The sequence below is a fragment of the Gammaproteobacteria bacterium genome (assembly GCA_016199745.1).
Lineage (GTDB): Bacteria > Pseudomonadota > Gammaproteobacteria > Acidiferrobacterales > Sulfurifustaceae > JACQFZ01.
In genome coordinates this window covers 22,150-40,809 of the sequence record JACQFZ010000004.1, presented here as the reverse complement: position 1 = coordinate 40,809, position 18,660 = coordinate 22,150, and the positions used below count along the sequence as shown (strand labels likewise).

General features: G+C 58.0%; 18 protein-coding genes and 1 pseudogene. 8 read left to right on the top strand and 11 right to left on the bottom strand.

Annotated elements, in window-relative coordinates:
• The 4 genes and pseudogenes from scpB (at position 1) to HY308_00785 (ending at position 3,423) form a co-directional block, all read left to right on the top strand.
• The gene (gene scpB / locus HY308_00800) at positions 1-768 is read left to right on the top strand and encodes an SMC-Scp complex subunit ScpB (GenBank protein ID MBI3896815.1); all 768 of its coding nucleotides are present in this window, start codon (positions 1-3) and stop codon (positions 766-768) included.
• Positions 769-928: 160 nt separating this feature from the next.
• Complete coding sequence (rluB, locus tag HY308_00795) at positions 929-1,822, top strand: 23S rRNA pseudouridine(2605) synthase RluB (protein MBI3896814.1); 894 nt, start codon at positions 929-931, stop codon at positions 1,820-1,822.
• A 292-nt stretch (positions 1,823-2,114) separates the two neighbouring features.
• Positions 2,115-2,654, top strand: coding sequence for a mechanosensitive ion channel (locus HY308_00790; protein MBI3896813.1), 540 nt, complete (start codon positions 2,115-2,117; stop codon positions 2,652-2,654).
• Between the two features lie 367 nt (positions 2,655-3,021).
• Positions 3,022-3,423 (top strand): annotated as a pseudogene (locus HY308_00785) (chromate transporter).
• A gap of 86 nt (positions 3,424-3,509) precedes the next feature.
• On the opposite strand, the gene HY308_00780 reads toward HY308_00785, so the two are convergent.
• Complete coding sequence (locus tag HY308_00780) at positions 3,510-3,713, bottom strand: hypothetical protein (GenBank protein ID MBI3896812.1); 204 nt, start codon at positions 3,711-3,713, stop codon at positions 3,510-3,512.
• Positions 3,714-4,198: 485 nt separating this feature from the next.
• Here HY308_00780 and HY308_00775 point away from each other — a divergent pair, with 485 nt between their 5' ends.
• From HY308_00775 to HY308_00765, 3 genes are read left to right on the top strand one after another with little or no spacing between them, the layout of a single operon-like run.
• Positions 4,199-4,435 (top strand): hypothetical protein, encoded by a 237-nt coding sequence (locus HY308_00775; GenBank protein MBI3896811.1) that lies wholly within the window; start codon positions 4,199-4,201, stop codon positions 4,433-4,435.
• A gap of 12 nt (positions 4,436-4,447) precedes the next feature.
• Positions 4,448-5,002 (top strand): DUF488 domain-containing protein, encoded by a 555-nt coding sequence (locus HY308_00770; protein MBI3896810.1) that lies wholly within the window; start codon positions 4,448-4,450, stop codon positions 5,000-5,002.
• A gap of 2 nt (positions 5,003-5,004) precedes the next feature.
• Positions 5,005-5,631, top strand: a complete 627-nt coding sequence (locus HY308_00765) for a DUF479 domain-containing protein (protein ID MBI3896809.1) — start codon at positions 5,005-5,007, stop codon at positions 5,629-5,631.
• Here HY308_00765 and HY308_00760 read toward each other — a convergent pair.
• From HY308_00760 to HY308_00715, 10 genes are all read right to left on the bottom strand, one after another.
• On the bottom strand, positions 5,590-5,940 hold the full coding sequence (locus HY308_00760; GenBank protein MBI3896808.1) for a DUF1820 family protein: 351 nt from the start codon (positions 5,938-5,940) through the stop codon (positions 5,590-5,592). The genes HY308_00765 and HY308_00760 overlap by 42 nt on opposite strands.
• A 40-nt stretch (positions 5,941-5,980) precedes the next feature.
• On the bottom strand, positions 5,981-7,591 hold the full coding sequence (locus tag HY308_00755) for an MFS transporter (protein ID MBI3896807.1): 1,611 nt from the start codon (positions 7,589-7,591) through the stop codon (positions 5,981-5,983).
• Positions 7,592-7,708: 117 nt separating this feature from the next.
• Complete coding sequence (locus tag HY308_00750; protein ID MBI3896806.1) at positions 7,709-8,443, bottom strand: 4'-phosphopantetheinyl transferase superfamily protein; 735 nt, start codon at positions 8,441-8,443, stop codon at positions 7,709-7,711.
• 11 nt (positions 8,444-8,454) lie between these two features.
• Entirely contained in the window at positions 8,455-9,735 is a 1,281-nt protein-coding gene (locus tag HY308_00745; protein ID MBI3896805.1) for a HAMP domain-containing histidine kinase, read from the bottom strand.
• A 115-nt stretch (positions 9,736-9,850) separates the two neighbouring features.
• Positions 9,851-10,540 (bottom strand): response regulator transcription factor, encoded by a 690-nt coding sequence (locus tag HY308_00740; protein ID MBI3896804.1) that lies wholly within the window; start codon positions 10,538-10,540, stop codon positions 9,851-9,853.
• A gap of 83 nt (positions 10,541-10,623) precedes the next feature.
• Complete coding sequence (locus HY308_00735) at positions 10,624-11,355, bottom strand: MipA/OmpV family protein (protein ID MBI3896803.1); 732 nt, start codon at positions 11,353-11,355, stop codon at positions 10,624-10,626.
• A gap of 41 nt (positions 11,356-11,396) precedes the next feature.
• Positions 11,397-12,818 carry a hypothetical protein gene (locus tag HY308_00730; protein MBI3896802.1) on the bottom strand — a complete coding sequence of 474 codons (1,422 nt, stop codon included), beginning with the start codon at positions 12,816-12,818 and terminating at the stop codon, positions 11,397-11,399.
• Positions 12,819-12,850: 32 nt separating this feature from the next.
• On the bottom strand, positions 12,851-13,627 hold the full coding sequence (locus tag HY308_00725) for an outer membrane lipoprotein-sorting protein (GenBank protein ID MBI3896801.1): 777 nt from the start codon (positions 13,625-13,627) through the stop codon (positions 12,851-12,853).
• Between the two features lie 2 nt (positions 13,628-13,629).
• Positions 13,630-15,015, bottom strand: a complete 1,386-nt coding sequence (locus tag HY308_00720; protein MBI3896800.1) for an ABC transporter permease — start codon at positions 15,013-15,015, stop codon at positions 13,630-13,632.
• A complete protein-coding gene (locus tag HY308_00715) occupies positions 15,012-15,812 on the bottom strand; it encodes an ABC transporter ATP-binding protein (GenBank protein MBI3896799.1) in 801 nt (266 codons plus the stop codon). Before HY308_00715 ends, HY308_00720 begins: the two co-directional genes overlap by 4 nt.
• A gap of 361 nt (positions 15,813-16,173) precedes the next feature.
• Here HY308_00715 and HY308_00710 point away from each other — a divergent pair, with 361 nt between their 5' ends.
• Positions 16,174-18,639 carry an MMPL family transporter gene (locus tag HY308_00710; GenBank protein ID MBI3896798.1) on the top strand — a complete coding sequence of 822 codons (2,466 nt, stop codon included), beginning with the start codon at positions 16,174-16,176 and terminating at the stop codon, positions 18,637-18,639.
• Positions 18,640-18,660: the final 21 nt, after the last annotated feature.

Below are 18,660 nucleotides of genomic sequence, written 5' to 3'. Positions count from 1 at the left end.
ATGAGTGAGATTGAAACCCCTCCCGAGACGAGCGCGAGCGCCGTCAATCCCGAAGTGAAGAACATCGTCGAAGCGGCGTTGCTGGTTGCCGGCCAACCGTTGACGCTGGATCGCATGGCGGCAATGTTTCCGGAAGATTCGCGGCCGACGCGCGACGAGATTCGCGACGTGCTGCAGCAACTGGAACAGGAATACGCCGAGCGTGGCATCGAGCTTAAGCAGATTGAAAAAGCTTATCGCCTGCAGACGCGCGAGAAGTATTCGTCGTGGTTGGCGCGGTTGGTGGAAGAGCGGCCGGCGCGCTACTCGCGGGCGTTGCTCGAGACGCTTGCCATCATTGCTTATCGCCAGCCGGTGACGCGCGGCGATATCGAAGACATCCGCGGCGTCGGTGTCAGCACCGAGATCATCAAGACGTTGATGCAACGCGATTGGATTCGCGAAGTCGGCCGCAAAGAAGTTCCTGGCCGGCCGGCGCTTTACGGTACAACCCGCGAGTTTCTGGAATATTTCAGCTTAGGCAAGCTCGATGAGTTGCCGCCGCTGGCCGAGTTGCGCGACATCGCCCTTATCGGTGCCGAGCTCGATGCCCGCGCTGCTGCCGGCGAGGCAGTGGCTCGAGGCGAGGCGTCCACGGCTGATAACGAATCGACCGGCGACGGCAATACCGCCAACGAATCGCCGACCTATGCATCGGCGAGCGATGAAACCGCCGAGGCCGAACCGACGCCAGAGTTGGTGCATTCCGCCAGCTCGACCGACGAGTAGAACTAGCGCGTTCGCGCGGGGGCAGGTAGGGCCGAACGACTGTTCCTTTAGTCGCAACATTCGTGGCTCCCTGCGGCAGGCCGATACACTATCCATTAACGTTTTTTAGATTCGTTGTGCTCGGTCCGACCGACTTGTCTATGCCTGCGCAGAGATCATCATGACTTTCAAAAATCGCCCGCCCGCCGCTGACGCTCCCGCCGGCGAGAAACTGCAAAAAGTATTAGCGCGCGCTGGCGCCGGCTCGCGCCGCGAGATGGAACGTTGGATCGAGCAAGGTCGCGTCACCATCGATGGCCGCCCGGCTAAGCTCGGCGATCGCGTCGGTCCGGAGCAAATCCTGCGCATCGACGGTCGGGTGCTGCCGAAGCCGACGTTTACGCCGAAGCCGCGCGTGCTCGTTTATCACAAGCCCGAGGGCGAAGTGACGACGCGCAACGATCCTGAAGGTCGGCCGACGGTGTTCGACAATTTACCGACGCTCCGCAATAGCCGCTGGATCGCTATCGGTCGGCTCGATATGAATTCCTCCGGATTGATGCTGTTCACCACCGACGGTGATCTAGCGCATCGCCTCATGCATCCGTCGGCCGAGATCGAGCGCGAATATGCCGTGCGCGTGTTGGGCGCAGTGACGCCGGAGATGATCAAGCAGCTGACCGAAGGCGTAACGCTCGAAGACGGTCCGGCGCGTTTCGAGAGCGTCGCCGATGCCGGCGGCACCGGTGCGAATCATTGGTATCACGTGGTCATTCGCGAAGGGCGCAACCGCGAAGTACGACGCATGTGGGAAGCGGTCGGCGCGACCGTGAGTCGATTGATCCGCGTACGTTACGGCGTCGCGACCTTGCCGCGACTGGTGCGGCCGGGGCGGTTCGACGATCTCGATAAGGAAGTCATGGACGAGCTTTATCGCAGCGTCGATCTGCGCCCACCGACGGCGCCGAAGAAGTCGTCTTCGCGTGTCCGATCAGCCGCACCGATTAGAGGGCGCAATAACTCATCGACAACTCGCCGCAAACCAGCGGGCGCTGATCGCCGCAAGCGAACGTAGATTTGTAGAATTTTTAAGAGCTGCCTTAAAAAATACCCCCACCCTAACCCTCCCCCGCAACGGCGCGGGGGAGGGTTAGGGTGGGGGTAGTATCGAGTGCCGTTATTTTTTACCCGCATCTAACTCTTCCTACGTACCGACGCTGGTGATAGACATAAGGCCCTTTGTTGACGGGGATTTTTAGTCTGCGGAATGCGGATCTTGCCGCTTCCGCGGTTCGACGATGTACTGCACAATCCCTCCGTCAGTGGCATTACCAAAACCACAACTCAAATTAGGGAATGGATCCGTCGTGCGTGACTCAATGAACGATTTTTTTCATGCCACCAGTGAACGCGCACTGGAGTTGCTGCTTACCTGGGGCCCGCGCGTCCTGGTTGCGGTGCTGATCTTCCTGATCTTCTGGTTAGCGGCGCGCCTGTCGGACCGGGCGTTGGGACGGGTAGTGGGGCGCTTGCGGATGAATGCGCTGGTAGTGTCGCTGTGCTCGCGTTCCGTCCACATCGTGTTGGTGACGTTCGGCATTGTCACCGCTATCGGTACCCTCGGTATCAATATCTCGGCATTGGTCGCTGGCCTCGGCCTCACCGGCTTTGCGCTCGGCTTCGCGTTGCGCGATACGATTTCCAACGTGCTGGCCGGCGTGTTGTTGCTGATCTACCGACCGTTCGACATCAATGACTGCGTCAATGTCACCGGCCAAGAAGGCATGGTGATCGCCATCGATCTGCGCTATACCACGCTCGACAACGACGTCAGTCGCGTGCTCATTCCGAACTCGGTGCTCTTCACCAATCCCATCATTGTCGTCAAGCGCAAGCCGACCGTTTAGTCACCACTCGGCGTCGGCCCGCCCGTAGGAATAGGGCGATTGCATCTGCTGTAAATCAGTTTTAGTTCGGTGATGCGGTGCAAAAATATCTGGGCTTATCACGTCGGCGAGGAGGCGACGGCCGAGCGGATCGTGCACGCGTTGTACTACGAGATGGACAAGGACTGGTTCTATCGCTAGGAAGAGCGACGCTGGGTGACGATGAACGACGACGGCGGCTGGCGCAAGATCGAGATGAGCAGCGGTAAACCGGTGCGCTCGCGGTTTCATATTAGGTAATAAGCGATTCGTCTTTCTGCTGTCAGCGGCCCCTGCCATAACGCGCGCACGGCGTATTCGCGCTCGCTCTGTTTGGGGGATTGTGTCGTTGGCATCCACTGTTGTCGTTGCCGAACCACGCCATATATCGTTCGGCGAGGCACTGCGTTACTGGCTGAAGCTCGGTTTTATCAGTTTCGGCGGTCCAGCCGGGCAGATTGCGCTCATGCATCAAGAATTGGTCGAGCGCCGGCGTTGGATCTCCGAACAGCGTTTCCGGCATGCACTCAACTACTGCATGGTGCTGCCTGGGCCGGAGGCGCAGCAGCTGGCGACGTATATCGGTTGGTTGATGCATGGCGCCTGGGGCGGCATCGTCGCCGGCGCGTTGTTCGTGTTGCCGTCGCTTTTCATTTTGATCGCACTCAGTTGGATTTACCTCGCCGTCGGTGATGTGCCGGCAGTCGCCGGTGTGCTTTACGGCATCAAACCAGCGGTGGTCGCTATCATCGAGCGGGTCCCCGTTATTGTGATCGGTTATTTTGCCCGGTTGCGCTCATGCTTTGCTACTGGCTGATAATCGACAAAGGTGCCTTTTCAGTCAGCCGGCGGAGTGGACCGCAACCGTCTGATCAGGTCTTCGCTCAAGATATCATTGCCGTTCTTAAGGTCATCGATCTCTTGATCGGTAATGTCTCGCTTCTCCATCTGAGCGCGCTCCAACATCACAGTCAGTTCATTCGATGTCCGCAGGCTGACCTGCAAAACAGCCAAAATTAGCTGTATGTTAGGTTCGCTCATGTCTGACCTCCTTTGGGTAGAAGTTCCTTGACTTTACCTAGCGCAAGAATCCGCCAGTTCGATTTCGTTCTCCGCTGTCATTAGGTCGCCCAATGTCGTGGCGCTGGCTATAGGCGGCGTCGCGTGCCTTATTTGCCCCTTCCATCAGACATTTGATCTTGGATTCTGTTTCCAACTTGACCCTATCGGCCTTCTTGATGTTGTCGATCTCAGTCAACACTACCTTAATAGGGCACCTCACACTGCGCAAACCATTTGTTGACTGGTCCGTGGTGTAATCGGCGGAAACAGCTAGAGCGCCAATGTCATCGAGCACGATCGCTGAGGTGTTTCAAAAACTGCCGGCATGCGCCACCGTTCACCCTAATGTCCCTCATCTGTTTTCGTTGGAATGTGCCGTGCTAACCTCTGGCGCACTTTAGGATGGGCGGCGACGGTGTGCATCGCAGTGTCTTTGCGCCGTCGTTGATGCCAAGGAGGCAGAAATGGCCCAATGCGAAGTCTGCGGCAACGATTACGACAAGGCGTTTCAGGTGCTAATGGTCGATGGTGACTGTCACACCTTCGATTCGTTGGAGTGTGCGATTCACGCCTTGGCGCCGCGCTGTGCGCATTGTGGCTGCCGTATTGTCGGCCACGGCACGGAGCACGGCGGTGCGTTTTACTGTTGCGCGCACTGCGCCGAGGTTGGTGGCGTGGAGGGCATGCAGGATCGCATGTAAAGGTAACCGCCGATGGGCTTCATAATTTGGACCGTCGGCCATTCGACGCGTAGCTTCGATGAGTTCCTGGCGTTGTTGCAAGCGCATCATATTCAGACGCTGATCGACGTGCGCCGCTTTCCGGCGTCGCGTCGTCACCCGCATTTCAATCGCGAGCCGCTGGCGGTCGATCTCGCCGCCGCGACTATTCGTTATCACGCCATGCCCGAGCTCGGCGGCCGGCGGCTGCCGCGTCCGGACTCGCGCAACATCGGTTGGCGCGATCTGTCGTTTCGCGGCTACGCTGATTATATGGAGACAGCCGATTTCCAGCAGGCGATCGAGCAAGTCGCGGTGATCGCCATGGACGAGCGCGCAGCGTTGCTGTGCGCCGAGGCGGTATGGTGGCGGTGCCATCGGTCGTTGATCGCCGATTATTTGAAGGTACGCAATGTCGAGGTGTTCCACATCATGGACGCGCAGCGTACGCAGCCGCATCGTTACACGTCGGCGGCGCGCCTCATCGACGGCGCGCTCGCCTATTGCTCCGGCGAATTGAATTTGTTTCCCGAAGAAGAGAAAAAATAACGATGAATTATCTGGCGCATGTCTTCCTGTCGCAGCAGACGCCGCAGGCATTGACCGGCGCGTTGTTAGGCGACTTCGTGAAAGGCCGTGCGTTGGAGCAGTGGGGCCCAGAAGTGCGGACGGCGATTCTTTTGCACCGCGCGATCGATCGGTATACCGACCGACACCCGTTGGTGCGGGCGAGCTGTGGGTTGATCAGCGCCGAGCGTCGCCGCTTCGCCGGTGTGTTGGTCGATATTTTTTACGATCATTTTCTGGCGCGATATTGGTCGCGTTACAGCGCGCGACCATTGATCGTATTCACGCAGGCTGTCTATCGCGTGCTGTTGCCGCAGTTGGCGAATTTTCCGGAGCGCTTGCAGTATGTTTTGCCGCGCATGGCCAACGACGACTGGCTGAGCGCGTACGCCGAGATCGAGTCGATCGACGCTGCCCTCAACGGTTTGGCGCGTCGTTGCCGCTACCGCGAGCGTGCCGCACCGTTGGCGACGGCGGTGGAGGAGCTACAACGGAATTACGCGCCGCTACAGGCGCATTTCTTCGAATTTTTCCCACAACTGCAGCAGTTCGCGACGACCGCCGACGTATCAATCGCGCCCGCTCTTCTTGGGTCCCGGACCACCGGCTAGAAACGGAAACGGCGTCACCGAATCGTCGCCTTTGCCGGTCAGCGAAACGATTTTCGCCGCGCCTTGTTTTTCAACTTCGTCGATACGCACGACCGCGTGCATCGGAATATAGGAAACGTTGACCCCATCGAACTCTAAGCGCAGCCGCTCCTCGGTGGGGTCGATGACGACCGCGGATTTTTCGCCGAACACGATTTGCTCGATCTCGATAAAACCGTAGAGGTCGCTCTGGCCGACGTGGCGCGCGTACAACTCGTACACAATTCCTTGGTTCATGAAAATAACTTTGTAGAGGCGTTTCTTCGCCATTGCCGGTTTCCGAGTTGTCATGGCGCTAGAATAACATCGATCACGAAAGCGGTTCGACAATGTAGTGCGTCACTGGTATCGGATCGTCGCCGACATGGAACGAACGCGCTTTGTCCAACACCGCGCGATCGGCGACAGTGACGCGTTCGTGTTGACGTAGATGTTCCAACCAGGATTCGACGACGAAGGTCTCGCTGAAATGTGCCGCATCGGCGACATCGGCCAATAATCCCCAGTTGATCGCGCCGTCGCGCCGGCGGATACGGCGCACGCGTTGCATGACGCGCCGGAAGTGCCGGAGTTTTTGCGGATCGATGCGGTAATCGACGGTAACGACTACCGGCCCGCGATCGTGGGCCAATGCTTTGATGACGTTCGGCGCCGGCCAATGTGCCGACGGCGACAAGTCGAGCGCTTCGCCGCGGGCGATGCGGAGGCGATGGGTCGCGTAGAGGCTGACGAGTAGGCCGATGGCGGCGGCAACGAACGCGGTCGATAAGTTGAAGGCAGCGGCGACGAAACCCCACAGCGCGCTGCCGCTGGCCATGCCGCCGAAGAACACCAGGATCGATACGGCCAGCACGCGTCCACGGACCCAACTCGGAACTACCGCTTGGATGCTGGTGTTGAACGTCGATACCAGCGTCAGCCAACAGCCGCCGGCGACAAACACTGCCGTATCCACCAGCGCCGGGTACGGCGTCCATGCCAATACCAGCATGCTGCCGGCGAACGGCAATGTGGTAAAGGCGACGATGCGCTCGGCCGGCAAGTGTTCGCGCCATCGTGGCAGTTGGGTGGCGGTGATGACAGCGCCGATGCCGAAGAATCCGAGCAGCACACCATAGCCGGCCGGACCGCGACCCAGCTCGAAGCGCGCGAGCGCCGGCAATAGCGCTAGCAACGCGCTGGCGAAAATCGTGAAAGTGCTCGAACGTGCCAGCACTGCTAGCACCGCCGGTTCGTGGCGCACATAACGCAAGCCGGTGCGCATGGCGCCGACAATGCGCTCGGCCGGCAGTACGCTTTCGACCGGTTGCCGGCGCCAGCGATAGAGTACGACCATCACGCCGCAGAACGAGACGGCGTTGACCGCGAAGTTGGCCGCCGGGCCAAGGGCGGCAATCAGTAATCCACCGATCGCCGGACCGATCGAGCGCGCCAGATTGATCGAAGCGCTGTTGATACCAATCGCGGCGGCGATCTGCGACCGCGGCACCAGCTCGACCAGGATCGATTGCCACGCCGGCGCGTTCAACGCGGTGCCGAGGCCCAAGGCGAAAGTGAGGGCCAGCAACAGCAGCGGTGTCGTGACATCGAGCAGCGTCAGGATCGCCAGTGTGCCGGCGGCCGCGAGCATCAGTGACTGAGTGAACAGTAACAGTCGTCGGCGATCGACCACATCGGCCAATGCCCCGGCCGGCAGTGCGAATAGAAACATCGGTATGGTGCTGGCACTGCGCACCAGTGCGACCATCGCCGGCGATGGCGCCAATGTCGTCATGAGCCAGGCGGCGCTGACGTCATGCATCCATGTCCCCATGTTCGAGGCGAACGCGGCGATACATAGCGCTCGGAATAGCGGTTGGCGCAGGGGTGTCCAGGGTGATGATAACTTGCCGGGCGAAGTGGGTACGTGACGGTTGGGCACTGGCGATCGCGCTGATGATGGTGGCTCGATCTTAGCTTGCGGATAGCGGATCAGCGAATCGGTGCATTAGCTGGGGTAGAAAGCGAATGCGAATACGGGGACGCCGGTCTGGATCTGTTAGTCGAGCGGTACGGGTGGTGCGATAACGACCGCGCCGATATAGCCCGGCGCCGGTGCAATGGACCACAGTGACCAGTCTTTTGCGGCATTCGGATCGGCGCCAATGCGCAGTAGTTGTGCCGGCGCGCCGGGCGTTAACGACACCTCGAATTGATCGAGCGGATAGGACAAGCCCTGACCGACCGCTTTAATGAACGCTTCTTTGCGGGTCCAGCCGGCGAAAAACGCCTGCGGCCGCAATGCGGGTGCAACGTTGCACAGCGCCTGATACTCGGCGGCGGCGAAGAATCGTTGCGCGATGGGTTCGCACTGAAAGTCGGCACGAACGCGTTCGACGTCGATACCGACCTCGCGACCGCGAGTAAAGGCGTAGACCGCCACCTTGCTCGAATGCGAAACGCTGAACTGTAAGTCGGTCGATTCGGCGAGCGCTGGTTTGCCGAAGGCGTTGTAGGAGAAGCGGACGTGCCGCGGATCGATGCCAAGGTAGAACCCCAATAGACGTCGCAACGTAGCGCGCGCGACCGTGAAGTATTGGCGATGTTGCGCGCGCAGAAATCGCTGCGCACGCTCCTGCTCATCGGTCGACAGCAGCTCCTGCAGTATCGTTACCTCGGATTCGGCGGGTTCGAGATCGGTTTGCCAGACATGCACTTCATCGGCCGGCAGCTGCAACCGATCGAGCGCGTCGTTGGGAAACGTATCGCTAATCAAGCGAATGGAATGACTCATGGACAGCGTCGTTACTGCACGGTGGGTGCAAACCGGACGGTGACGCGTGTTCCTTGTCCGGGCGTGCTGTTGATAATCATCTCGCCCTTGTGCGCCTTGACGATGGCAGCGGCGAGATAGAGCCCGAGACCGAAACCGCCGGTCGCGCGGTTGCGCGACGAATCGGTCCGATAGAACGGCTCAGTAATGTGTTCGAGATGTTCCTTGTCGATTCCCAAGCCCTGATCCTCGACGTCGATCGAGTAAAAATCTTTCTCGTAGCTTACATGAACGCGTATGGGCTTGCCGTCGCGGTACTTCATCGCATTGGCCAGCAAATTGTGGATTAGTAAGCTGAACCGCAGCTCGTCGGCTTGTACCGGCGTAGTGGTGCCACTGTGGCTGAAGCGAACTACGTCGGCGTCGGCAAAGCCATCGATAATGGTTTTTAAAAACGGCAACAAATCGAACGTCGTTAGGTTGAGAATCTTGGCGTGTAAGTCGAGCTGTTCGGCTTCGAGCAGGGCGTTTATCAAACCGTTCAACTTGTCCAGATTGTCGTTGATCTTTTCTTTGATTTGCCCGGGCTCGACCATTTCCAGTAGTACCTTCGCTCGGGTCAGCGGCGTGTGCAGCTCGTGGCCGATGGCGAGCAGTAAGTGGTGTTGCGATTGCAGTTTCTGCTGGATCCAATTCGCCATTTCGTTGACGTCACGAATCAGCTCGCCGAGCTCGTCTTGGCGCGTGACTTTGACGCGGTAGTTCAGATCGCCGCCGCGCATGCGATCGATGCCTAGATGCAGCGTACGCATCGGCGCGAACAATCGACGTAGCGCTAGATAATTGAAGACCAGCACCAGCAACGACAAAAAGATGCCGACCACGAGCCGGAGCACACCGCCGGCGCTCAAGTACGGATCGTTGAGACCGAAAATAAATGTGTCGTAAGCGCCGTTGTGCAGTGCCATGACTTTAGTGCCGTGCACGTTGGCGAATGCGATACCGCTCTGACCGCCATCGGCGACGCCGATATGGCGCAAATCGGGCAGGTTAGGGTCGCTGCTCCAGTAAGTTCCGGCACCGCGGATGACGACGCCGATGTCGAGTATCCGCGCCAACTCGGCGGCCCGTTCCGTTCGCGGCGGCGCGCCGATGCTGGCGGCGATGCGGTTGAACAGTCGTACCGCCGCTTGGCTGTGTGGCTGTTCCTGCGCGGTGATACGAAAAGTGGTAAACGCGATTACCGTCAGCGCCGCCAACGTAAGCGCAAAGATGGCCGCGAGCCGATACGGGAGTGGCAGCTTGATTGTCACAGTCTTATTCGTCCGTGCGGGTCGTAATGCAAGTGCTAATCGCGACTCGCTGCGAGCGCATACCGACAAACACCAGCGGTTGGTCGCGTGCGAGCCGAGAAGCGCGCCGCCGATTTTACGAATGCAGAAAGATGTAACCCTTTCTCCAAACCGTCTTGATGAAGCGTGGTTCCTTGTGGAGATCCCCGAGCTTCTTGCGCAACCGACTGACGAGGATATCGACGGAGCGGGTATAGAGCTGCGCGTCAGTCCCGCGCAGCTCGGACAGCAGCTCATCGCGGGTCCAGCATTTACCGACGTAATTCAGAAACAACAAGAGTAATTCGTATTCCATGCACGACAGCTCAAGCAATTTTTTACCGAGCCAAGCTTCGCGCCGCTTACTGTCGATGACGATACCGTGGCCGTTCGCCGGTGTTTGCGGCGGCGCCGGCGGTTGGCGTCGGCGCAGCATGCAATTCATCCGCGCCAGCAGCTCGCGCGGCTCGAACGGCTTCGCCAAATAGTCATCGGCACCGATCTCGAGACCGACGATGCGATCGTTGATGTCCGACCGTGCGGTTAGCATGATCACGGGAATGTTGATGCTGTTGTGGCTGCGGCGCAGTGCTTGGCAGACGGCAAAGCCGCTTTGCTCCGGTAGCATGATGTCGAGCAGGATAATGTCGGGTAAGCGCTGTTCCAGATTGCGAAAGGCGGCCGATGGCTTAGTGACACAAGTGAGATCGTAATTGAACTGGGATAGATACATTCCCAGCGCTTCTCCCAGCTGTTCGTCATCATCGATCAGTAGTACTGAGGCCATTGGCATCCCGGGGCGTATTCGATGGGCGCGAATATTACCGTGTTCGACTCGCCACGGTCGACCGTACGATAGTATGTATTCGTTCATGGCGAAGTGAACCGATACACATAATTGAGCAACAGATGACTCGATCGATCTTTGTCCACCAGTGGACTGTCGGTAACTTCGTTGCCGTACTTTGTGCCCTGCAGATCGAACTGAAGCAGGTGTTGCCGCGTCAGCGCCCAATTGACGCGAACGCCGATATGGCTATTGACCGTAGCGTCCGCCTGATAATCGTTAGCGCCGCCGTCTACGCCGACCACATAGTCGGTTAGCTTCTTGCTCCACCAGCTAACCCCTACATAAGGAGTCACCTGCAGCCGTTCCCCTGGGAATCGCAGGCCATACTCGGTATGGATCGATTGGCCGTCGTGCTTATCGCTGGTATCAGTATTAACGCGCAGACGCCATTGGTGCATACCAGAGGTAAAGGCCGTGCCGACGAAGGCATCGACCCAATGATCGATCGGCTCGACACCTTCGCCACGATCGGTGCCGAATGACGACAGCGCAATACCGGTGTTGAACTCCCAACGATCGGTCGAGTAGAAGCGATATCCGACTTGTGGTCCGTGAACGAAGAAATTGCCGTATTCCACCACTACGCTCGGCCGTACTTCATCGTCGCCGCCGCGAAATATCGATTGCTGATATTTGATACCACCGCCGATCAGATTAGGACGACTCGCTGAATCGTCGGCGGCGTGTATTGTGCCGCCGAACGATAATAGTAGAACCGGTGCGAGCAGTGCCGTTGTAGTCCTGGAAGTCATAAGTGTTTCCCTTGACAGTAATATTTCTTCAATCGTTAAAGTTAAAAATGGTGATTGAGCCGGTAGGTCAGCGTGAAATCGTCGGTAACGCTGCCGAATTCGCTGCGCCGATCGCCGGTAAAAATAGCGATCGTGATCTCGCTGGTGGTCGACGGCGTGTGCACATAATCCAAACCGAGCTGCAGCATTCGGCTGCGATCCTGTAGATTCAAGCGGCCGATCAGCGTCAACCCGAGGTCGGCGGTTAGAAAATCGTTGGCATGCGTACGGATAAACAGCGAGTGCCGTGGCAGTGTGTCTTGGTTGTCTTGAATGGTGCGCCGCATGCTCCATAACGCGCCGAGCATGGCGCTATCGTTTTGCATCGATGCGGTTTCTGCTGCTGTTACCCAAGCGTCCCATTGATCGTCGGTCAGGCCGAGCTCGTTGTAGTGATACTCGATGTGTGTGGTGATATCGCTGGCCGTGGAATGGGCGATACCGGCCGCCAGTTGCGAGCGAAAGCGGCGTTCACCGGACGTACAAAGCGATTGCAGTGCCGCCGGCGGCGTTGTCGTGCTGTCGCAGTATGCGGTCAATGCTTGCCGATGCCAGGCCGCACGGCGCGCGCCGCTCCATTCGACATAGGCAATGTCGCTGTTGCCGATAGTGGCGCTGTAGTTGAAGCCGAGGTGTAACGTGTCGTCCTCGTAGAACAACACCGGCTGCGCCTCGCCGTCGGCACCGACGCGCCGGCTGACCGTCAGTAGCAGCGCGTTGTCCGGATTCGTACGATCGAACTGTTGGCCGTAGACATCGGCGTCGGTCCACCAGTGGCCGGCGCGCGCGTTAATTCGCGGCAGCAGCGCAATGCTAAAGGCACCGTCGTCCCACAGGGATTTGTAGCGCACCATCAGCGAGCCTAACCGCTCGTTCTGGCGTTCGCGCGCATCCCGCGCGGTCGTATCGGTCGACGTATTACGGCGCAGGTAGTCGGTCGGGTTGAAGCCTTGGGCAACGCCGTTCTTAACGTTAAGTCGGCCCAGGCTGAAAAAGCGCGCGAACGACAGGGTGTCGTCGACGTAGGTTTCGCGCAGCTGGCACACGAGATTTTCCGACATTAGCGGTGAACGCGCTTCGATCATGTCGGCGCGCACGAAGCCGTCAGTAACGATGCGCCAGTTCGGCGAAACCGTTTGTTCGGCGTGCGCAGTGACGCGTACCGCGCCGGCCCATAGCGCGTCGTCGTTCGCGCCGGCTGGCGCGAAGTCGACCGAACGGGGTGCGTTGTACTGCACTGTATTGCGCAACGTCCAACGGACCGCCGGCAAAGTAGGGGTTTCAGTCGGCGTATCGTTCGCCGTCGGCGACAGCAGCGCGTCCGGAATGCTATCGAGATCGCTGTCTTGTCCGGCGGCACATGCCCGCTCGCCGGCGATGAGCATCAACGACACGGCGACTAGGTTGCGCACGATAACCCCCAAGAGCGATGCTCCGTGGTCACAAGCGACAGGTGTTACGACGTTTTGAACTGCGGCAAGAATTCCCGTTGCAACCAGGCTTCCGGGATCTCGACGTATTGGTAGTTGGAAAATTGCAGGCGCGTCACTTTGTTCGGATTGACGCCATCGATGATGATGACCTCGGTCGGCCGCATGGCATTGAGTTGCGAGCGATAGTTGCGGTAGTAAGCGATCTTCAGCAGCCGGCCGCTATCGGCGTAGAACTTTCCCTTCACCGGCTGATAGTTATTCCGGTCGATCCAATACTCGATCCGTTGATAGGTGACGCCGTCGGCCTGCGCCGTGAGATCGATGCGATAACAATCGCGCGGTTGCCGATTGCCGTCTTCGATCGATTCGCGCACGGCGTTGTTGGCGCGATAATCGAGCGCCAAATCGACCGTCATCACATCGCCGTTGGCGGCTTGCCCTAATAGACGTTGCTGCGGCGAAATGCGTACGCTAGTGCTGGCTGATGGATCGTAGAACCACAAGCTAGTGCCGTTGCGCAGCATGAGTTTGCCGCGATCTTTAGTCGGTTCATGGAATCGCACCAGACTGCGATATTGGCCGCCGTGCGTTTGCCGTTTCGAATACACCTGAACGATCAGGCTGTCGCGCGCTTTGCCTTGATCGTACTCGGTCAGCTTGGCCGTGACCGAGAAGGCGTGGCCGGGATTACGCAGCTCGTCGGTTTTGGCGACGATCTCCTGCGGTTGCAGCTCGGCGGCGGCGATCGGTCCGGCGATCAGGCATGCCAGCACCAGCATTAGGGCGTAAATTTTTTTCATGATTAAACGTGGCGTAGGGCGTCGACGACGGTCATTTTTGCTGCCTTGTTGGCCGGTAACATCGATGACACCGATGCGATCGCGACCAGAATCAGCCAGCAGCCGACGATGAGCGCCGGCGTATTGGCGAGGCGGACTTGCAGCGGTTGGGCAGTGCTGCTGCTTGGCGGTTGCCAGCTGAGTCCGGCATGGTTGATCGCGTAAGCCGCGAGTAGCGCCAGTAATAAGCCGGCGGTGGCGCCGACGATGCCGATAATCGAGCCTTCGAGCACGAAGTACGTACGAATGCCGCTACGCCGCAAACCGAGCGCGCGCAGCGTACCGATCTCGTTGAAGCGCTCCATGACGCACATCGTCATGGTGTTAATCACCGTGAATAGCACTACCAGGCCGATGACGAGGGCGATGAAGGCGAAGATGCCGAAGAACAATCCATTCACGCGCTTATAGAGCGGCACGAATTCGTCGAAGGTTTTTATTTCCAGATCCAGCTGTTTCTCCTTGAACAGCTGTTGCAATCGATCGACGACGGTGGCTAACGCCGTCGTTTCGGTCAGTTGCAGGATCAATGTGTTGGCGCGGCCCGGCGCGCGTCCGTAGAGCAGCTTTTGCGCCTGTTGCAGGTGCATGGCGACATAACGATCGTCGAGCTCCTTCATGCCTTGTTGCTCGGTTTTGGCGATGGTCAGCGACACCACATTCGGCGCGCCGTTCGTTGTTGCCGATAACAGATCCAGGGTCGCGCCGCCGGTAGTTGTCGTCGCCGGCGATTCCACGAGTTGCTGAATATCGGCGGCGAACTTTGCGTCGACCGTGGTGTTATCGACGCTGGTACTCGGCCGTTGACGGCAGCCCGAGATCGGCAGCGATCCGCATAGCTCCAAGATGCGCGCCAGACCGACACCGATAACGCCGGCGCCGCTCGGCGTACCGGTCAGCGGATACGGTTCTACCGGCAGACCGAGAGCGAAACCGTCCCATTGCCGCAGACGCTGCTGGTCCGCCGGAATGACGCCTTGACCGACGAAAGTCGTAGAGGTGTTTTTATCGTATTGGCTGGCGATGCCGACCAACTGCAGGGTAGGGGTCACGACCGCCAGATATTTCCGCAGCACCGTGTCGTCGGCGATTGCCTGCACGACCGATTCGTAGTCGGCAATGTCATACGCCGTCGGATTGCCGGCGCCGAAATCGAAGAAGCCATTCTTATGAACATGGAGGTGACCGGCGGCGCGGACGATATTAGTTTGCATGCCGGCAAAAATGGCGGCGACGTAACCGCCGAACAACAATATCGCTAATGTGCCGATAACGATTGCTAACGTCGTCATCAGCGACCGTCGCGGGTTTCGCCACACATTGCGCGCGGCGATGTTGAGCGAATTCATTGATGGCCTCGCTGTTGTTGCCGCGCACCCTTCGTTTCGACATTCTCCAAACGACCGTCGCGTAAGCGGATGATGACGTCGGCGAACGGCATCAGCTCGACGTCGTGGGTCGAGAATACGAACGTCGTGTCATATTGCCGTTGCATATGCTTCATCAGCTCGATGACTTCCAGGCTGGTTTGAGTGTCGAGGTTGGCCGTCGGCTCGTCGGCGAGCACCAACGCCGGCGCCTTGACCAATGCGCGGGCAATGGCGACGCGTTGCCGCTGCCCGCCACTGAGCTGATTCGGCCGATGCTGCGTCAGACCGTCGAGTCCGACCGCGGCCAGCACCTCCGTCACTCGCTGTTTTCGTTTCGCCGGCGCCATGCCGGTCAGCAATAACGGATACTCGATGTTCTCGTAAGCGCTCAACACCGGGATCAAATTGAAGTGCTGAAAGATGTAGCCGATATGGTTACTACGAAAGTCGGAGAGCGCATTGTCGTTGAGTGTGGCTATATCGTGATCGAGCAGATGGATGTTGCCGCTGTCGGATTTGTCGATGCATCCCAACAGATTGAGCAGCGTCGTCTTACCGCTGCCGGAAGGGCCGACAACGAAGTTAAATCGTCCGCGGTATATACAAAGATCAATGTTTTCCAATGCGCGCACTTGCACCTCACCCATTGGATATTTTTTGCCGACGTCGGTCAGCGTAGCGACATGACTGTTCACTTTTTCGTACCTTGCAACGGTGACGGGTTGGTCGTTGTGATGAGGATCCAACGACAGAACATAGGTATTAGTCGATTTCATCATTGTGAATGGCCACGTCTTGGTCAAATGCGACGTTAAGAGCGAATGCAGGTTACCGAAGCACTACGCGAAATGTGTTTAAACATTGAAACAAGTTGTAACAAGATGTAACGCTATATTTTATTTTTGTAAGCATTGATGGAAGATTTGCAACGTATTGAATCATCCATTTAATTAGCGAATGACCTATCGAATAATAATTAGAAAAATAGCAAACAAAAAATTGAATGCGAGTTCCGCACGATGACGCTCATCGGTACCGGCCGTTCAGCGCGAGCGATCTGTTGTCATCTTTTCGTCATGAGATTTAAACGAGCGTCCGCCAGCATCGTTGGCCGCCGAGATTAGAGTCAGGGAGCTTATGAGCGTCAAGAAAGTTATGGCTTGGGTCGAACGGCAGGCCACCGCGGTTTCTAATTTTTGCTTTTCGCGCCCGCTGGTCTCGTCGTTGTTGTTATTGGCGATATTGGCGGTGCCGATCGCCAGCCTATCCAAAATCACTGTCGATGGTTCGATCGAGGGATTTTTCAAACCCGATGACCCGGAAATGGTGCTGTATAACAACTTTAAACGTCAGTTCGGGCAGGACGGTGAAATCATCGTCAACGTCCACTCGGAAAACGTGTTCACGCCGGAGTTCCTGACGAAACTGATCCGCTTTCACAAGGACATCGTCGGCAAAGTGCCGCACGTCGAGGACATCACCAGCCTCTACAACGCCCGCCGCGTGCACGGTAATGCCGACGGCGAATTCAGCGTCAACGATCTGCTGTACACCATGCCCAAAGATGCCGCGGCAATGGCGGAATTGCGGCGCTATGTGCTGACGCATCCGGTCTACAAAAACTTATTGGTGTCGGAAGACGGCAAACACACCAATATCAGCATCAAACCGAGTCGCTATCAGCCGCGGCCGGTGACCGATCCGGAGTCGCAGTTCGTCGCCGGTGATCAATTTACCCAATCGCTAGGTAGCAGCCATGAATTCTTGAAGCCGCAGGCGTTGATGGAGATGAGCAAGGCGCTGGTCGCGCTCGCGCGCCAGTACGATACGCCGGATTTTCGGATTCACGTATCGGGCTCGCCGGTGGTAAGCACCACCATCGTCGGTCAGATGGCGGCCGACATGCCGCAATACACGCGCCTTAGCTTGTTGGCGATCGCCGTGTTGCTGCTGGTGTTCACCCGGCGCTTCACGTTTTTGGTCGTGCCCGGATTGATCGTCGTCGTCACGTTGCTCGCCACTTTCGGCGCGATGGCGGCTGCTGGCGTGTCGATCAAGCCGCCGACCCAAGTGCTGTTGTCGGTCATCATCGTCTCCGGCATTTGCTCGACCATGCACTTGCTGACTACATTCTTCAACAGTCTCGACGAGGGCAAGAGCAAACACGAGGCGCTGCACCATGCTATCAGCGATTGCAGCGTCGCTATTATTTTCACCAATCTGACAACGGTCGCCGGCATGATCTCTTTCGGTAGCTCGCGGCTCGCGCCGATTGCCGAGCTTGGCGTGTTCGGCTCGTTGTCGGTGCTGATCATCATGGTACTGTCGTTCACGCTCGTGCCGGTCATTCTGCGGTTGTTCCGGCTGCGGTCGCACGGCGGCAACTTGACGACCGGGCTCGATCGCTGGATCGATACGCAGCTGATGACGCTTGGATTGTTCTCCGCTCGTCACGCCAAGGCGGTAATGATTTTGACGGCGGCGTTGTTCATTCCACTCTTTATATTGGCGACCCAAGTGAAGTTTGCGCACAACGCGCTCACGTGGTTGCCGGCCGATCACCCGGCACGAGTCGACACGCAGTACATCGATGCCGCGATGAAGGGCACGGTCAACTTGGAAATGTTGATCGATACCGGTAAGGAAAACGGGCTCAAGAATGTCGAGTTGTTAAAACGTATCGATCAGACCGCCAGCGACATTCTGGCATTGCCGGCGCAGCCGGTCGCCGTCGGCAAGACCTTGGCGATCACCGATCTCCTGAAGGAAATCAATTCGGCGCTGCACGACGGCACAAAGCAGGAATATCGATTGCCGTCGGCGGATGGTATCGGCGGCGCCTTGTTCCTGTTCGAGAGCAGCGGTTCGGACGACATGTCCGACTTCACCGATCCGGATTACTCCAAGGCTCGACTTACCGTGCGCGTCTCGTGGATGGATGCGGCCTATTACACGTCGCTGATGGAGTCGATCAAGAAAATCGCCGATGAGCGTATCGGCGACATGGCCAAGGTCGAGCTCACCGGCATCATGGCGTTGTTGTCGCGCACCTCGGTGGAAATGCTTAATAGTATGCGCGACAGCTATATCGGCTCGTTCGTGATGATTGCGTTGATGATGATGGTGGTACTTGGCGGAATTAAGCTCGGTCTGCTCAGTATGATTCCCAATCAACTGCCGGTGGTGGCAGCGATGGGCGTTATGGCCTTGCTGTCTATTCCGATGGACACATTCACCATTCTAATCGGCAGTATCGCGCTCGGTCTGTATGTGGACGATACCGTGCACTTGTTCGCGACGTTCCGCCAGCTGCGCGAGCGCAACATCTCGTTCGAAGACGCGTTGGCGCGGACGATCGGTTTAACCGGACGCCCGATCGTCATCACCGCCTTGGTGATCGCCTTGGGCTTCTTGTTTTACTGCATGTCATCGATGAACAACATCCGCAATTTCGGGATTCTCATGGCGACCACGACGATGGTCGCGCTGTTCCTCGATTTAGTGTTGTCACCGGCGTTGTTGGCAATTTCCGAAAAACGCAAAAATGTCGTCGTTACTGACGTTGCGCCCGGCGCGGCGCCGGCGACGTCGCGAGCGAGCTAAAAAATCGGCAGGAGTAGGAAG

What these genes read in the sequence shown, in the direction of transcription:
- scpB (MBI3896815.1), top strand. Translation starts at nt 1, where the DNA reads ATGAGTGAGATTGAAACCCCTCCCGAGACGAGCGCGAGCGCCGTCAAT.
- rluB (MBI3896814.1), top strand. Translation starts at nt 929, where the DNA reads ATGACTTTCAAAAATCGCCCGCCCGCCGCTGACGCTCCCGCCGGCGAG.
- HY308_00780 (MBI3896812.1), bottom strand. Translation starts at nt 3,713, where the DNA reads ATGAGCGAACCTAACATACAGCTAATTTTGGCTGTTTTGCAGGTCAGC.
- HY308_00775 (MBI3896811.1), top strand. Translation starts at nt 4,199, where the DNA reads ATGGCCCAATGCGAAGTCTGCGGCAACGATTACGACAAGGCGTTTCAG.
- HY308_00770 (MBI3896810.1), top strand. Translation starts at nt 4,448, where the DNA reads ATGGGCTTCATAATTTGGACCGTCGGCCATTCGACGCGTAGCTTCGAT.
- HY308_00765 (MBI3896809.1), top strand. Translation starts at nt 5,005, where the DNA reads ATGAATTATCTGGCGCATGTCTTCCTGTCGCAGCAGACGCCGCAGGCA.
- HY308_00760 (MBI3896808.1), bottom strand. Translation starts at nt 5,940, where the DNA reads ATGGCGAAGAAACGCCTCTACAAAGTTATTTTCATGAACCAAGGAATT.
- HY308_00750 (MBI3896806.1), bottom strand. Translation starts at nt 8,443, where the DNA reads ATGAGTCATTCCATTCGCTTGATTAGCGATACGTTTCCCAACGACGCG.
- HY308_00740 (MBI3896804.1), bottom strand. Translation starts at nt 10,540, where the DNA reads ATGGCCTCAGTACTACTGATCGATGATGACGAACAGCTGGGAGAAGCG.
- HY308_00735 (MBI3896803.1), bottom strand. Translation starts at nt 11,355, where the DNA reads ATGACTTCCAGGACTACAACGGCACTGCTCGCACCGGTTCTACTATTA.
- HY308_00725 (MBI3896801.1), bottom strand. Translation starts at nt 13,627, where the DNA reads ATGAAAAAAATTTACGCCCTAATGCTGGTGCTGGCATGCCTGATCGCC.
- HY308_00720 (MBI3896800.1), bottom strand. Translation starts at nt 15,015, where the DNA reads ATGAATTCGCTCAACATCGCCGCGCGCAATGTGTGGCGAAACCCGCGA.
- HY308_00715 (MBI3896799.1), bottom strand. Translation starts at nt 15,812, where the DNA reads ATGAAATCGACTAATACCTATGTTCTGTCGTTGGATCCTCATCACAAC.
- HY308_00710 (MBI3896798.1), top strand. Translation starts at nt 16,174, where the DNA reads ATGAGCGTCAAGAAAGTTATGGCTTGGGTCGAACGGCAGGCCACCGCG.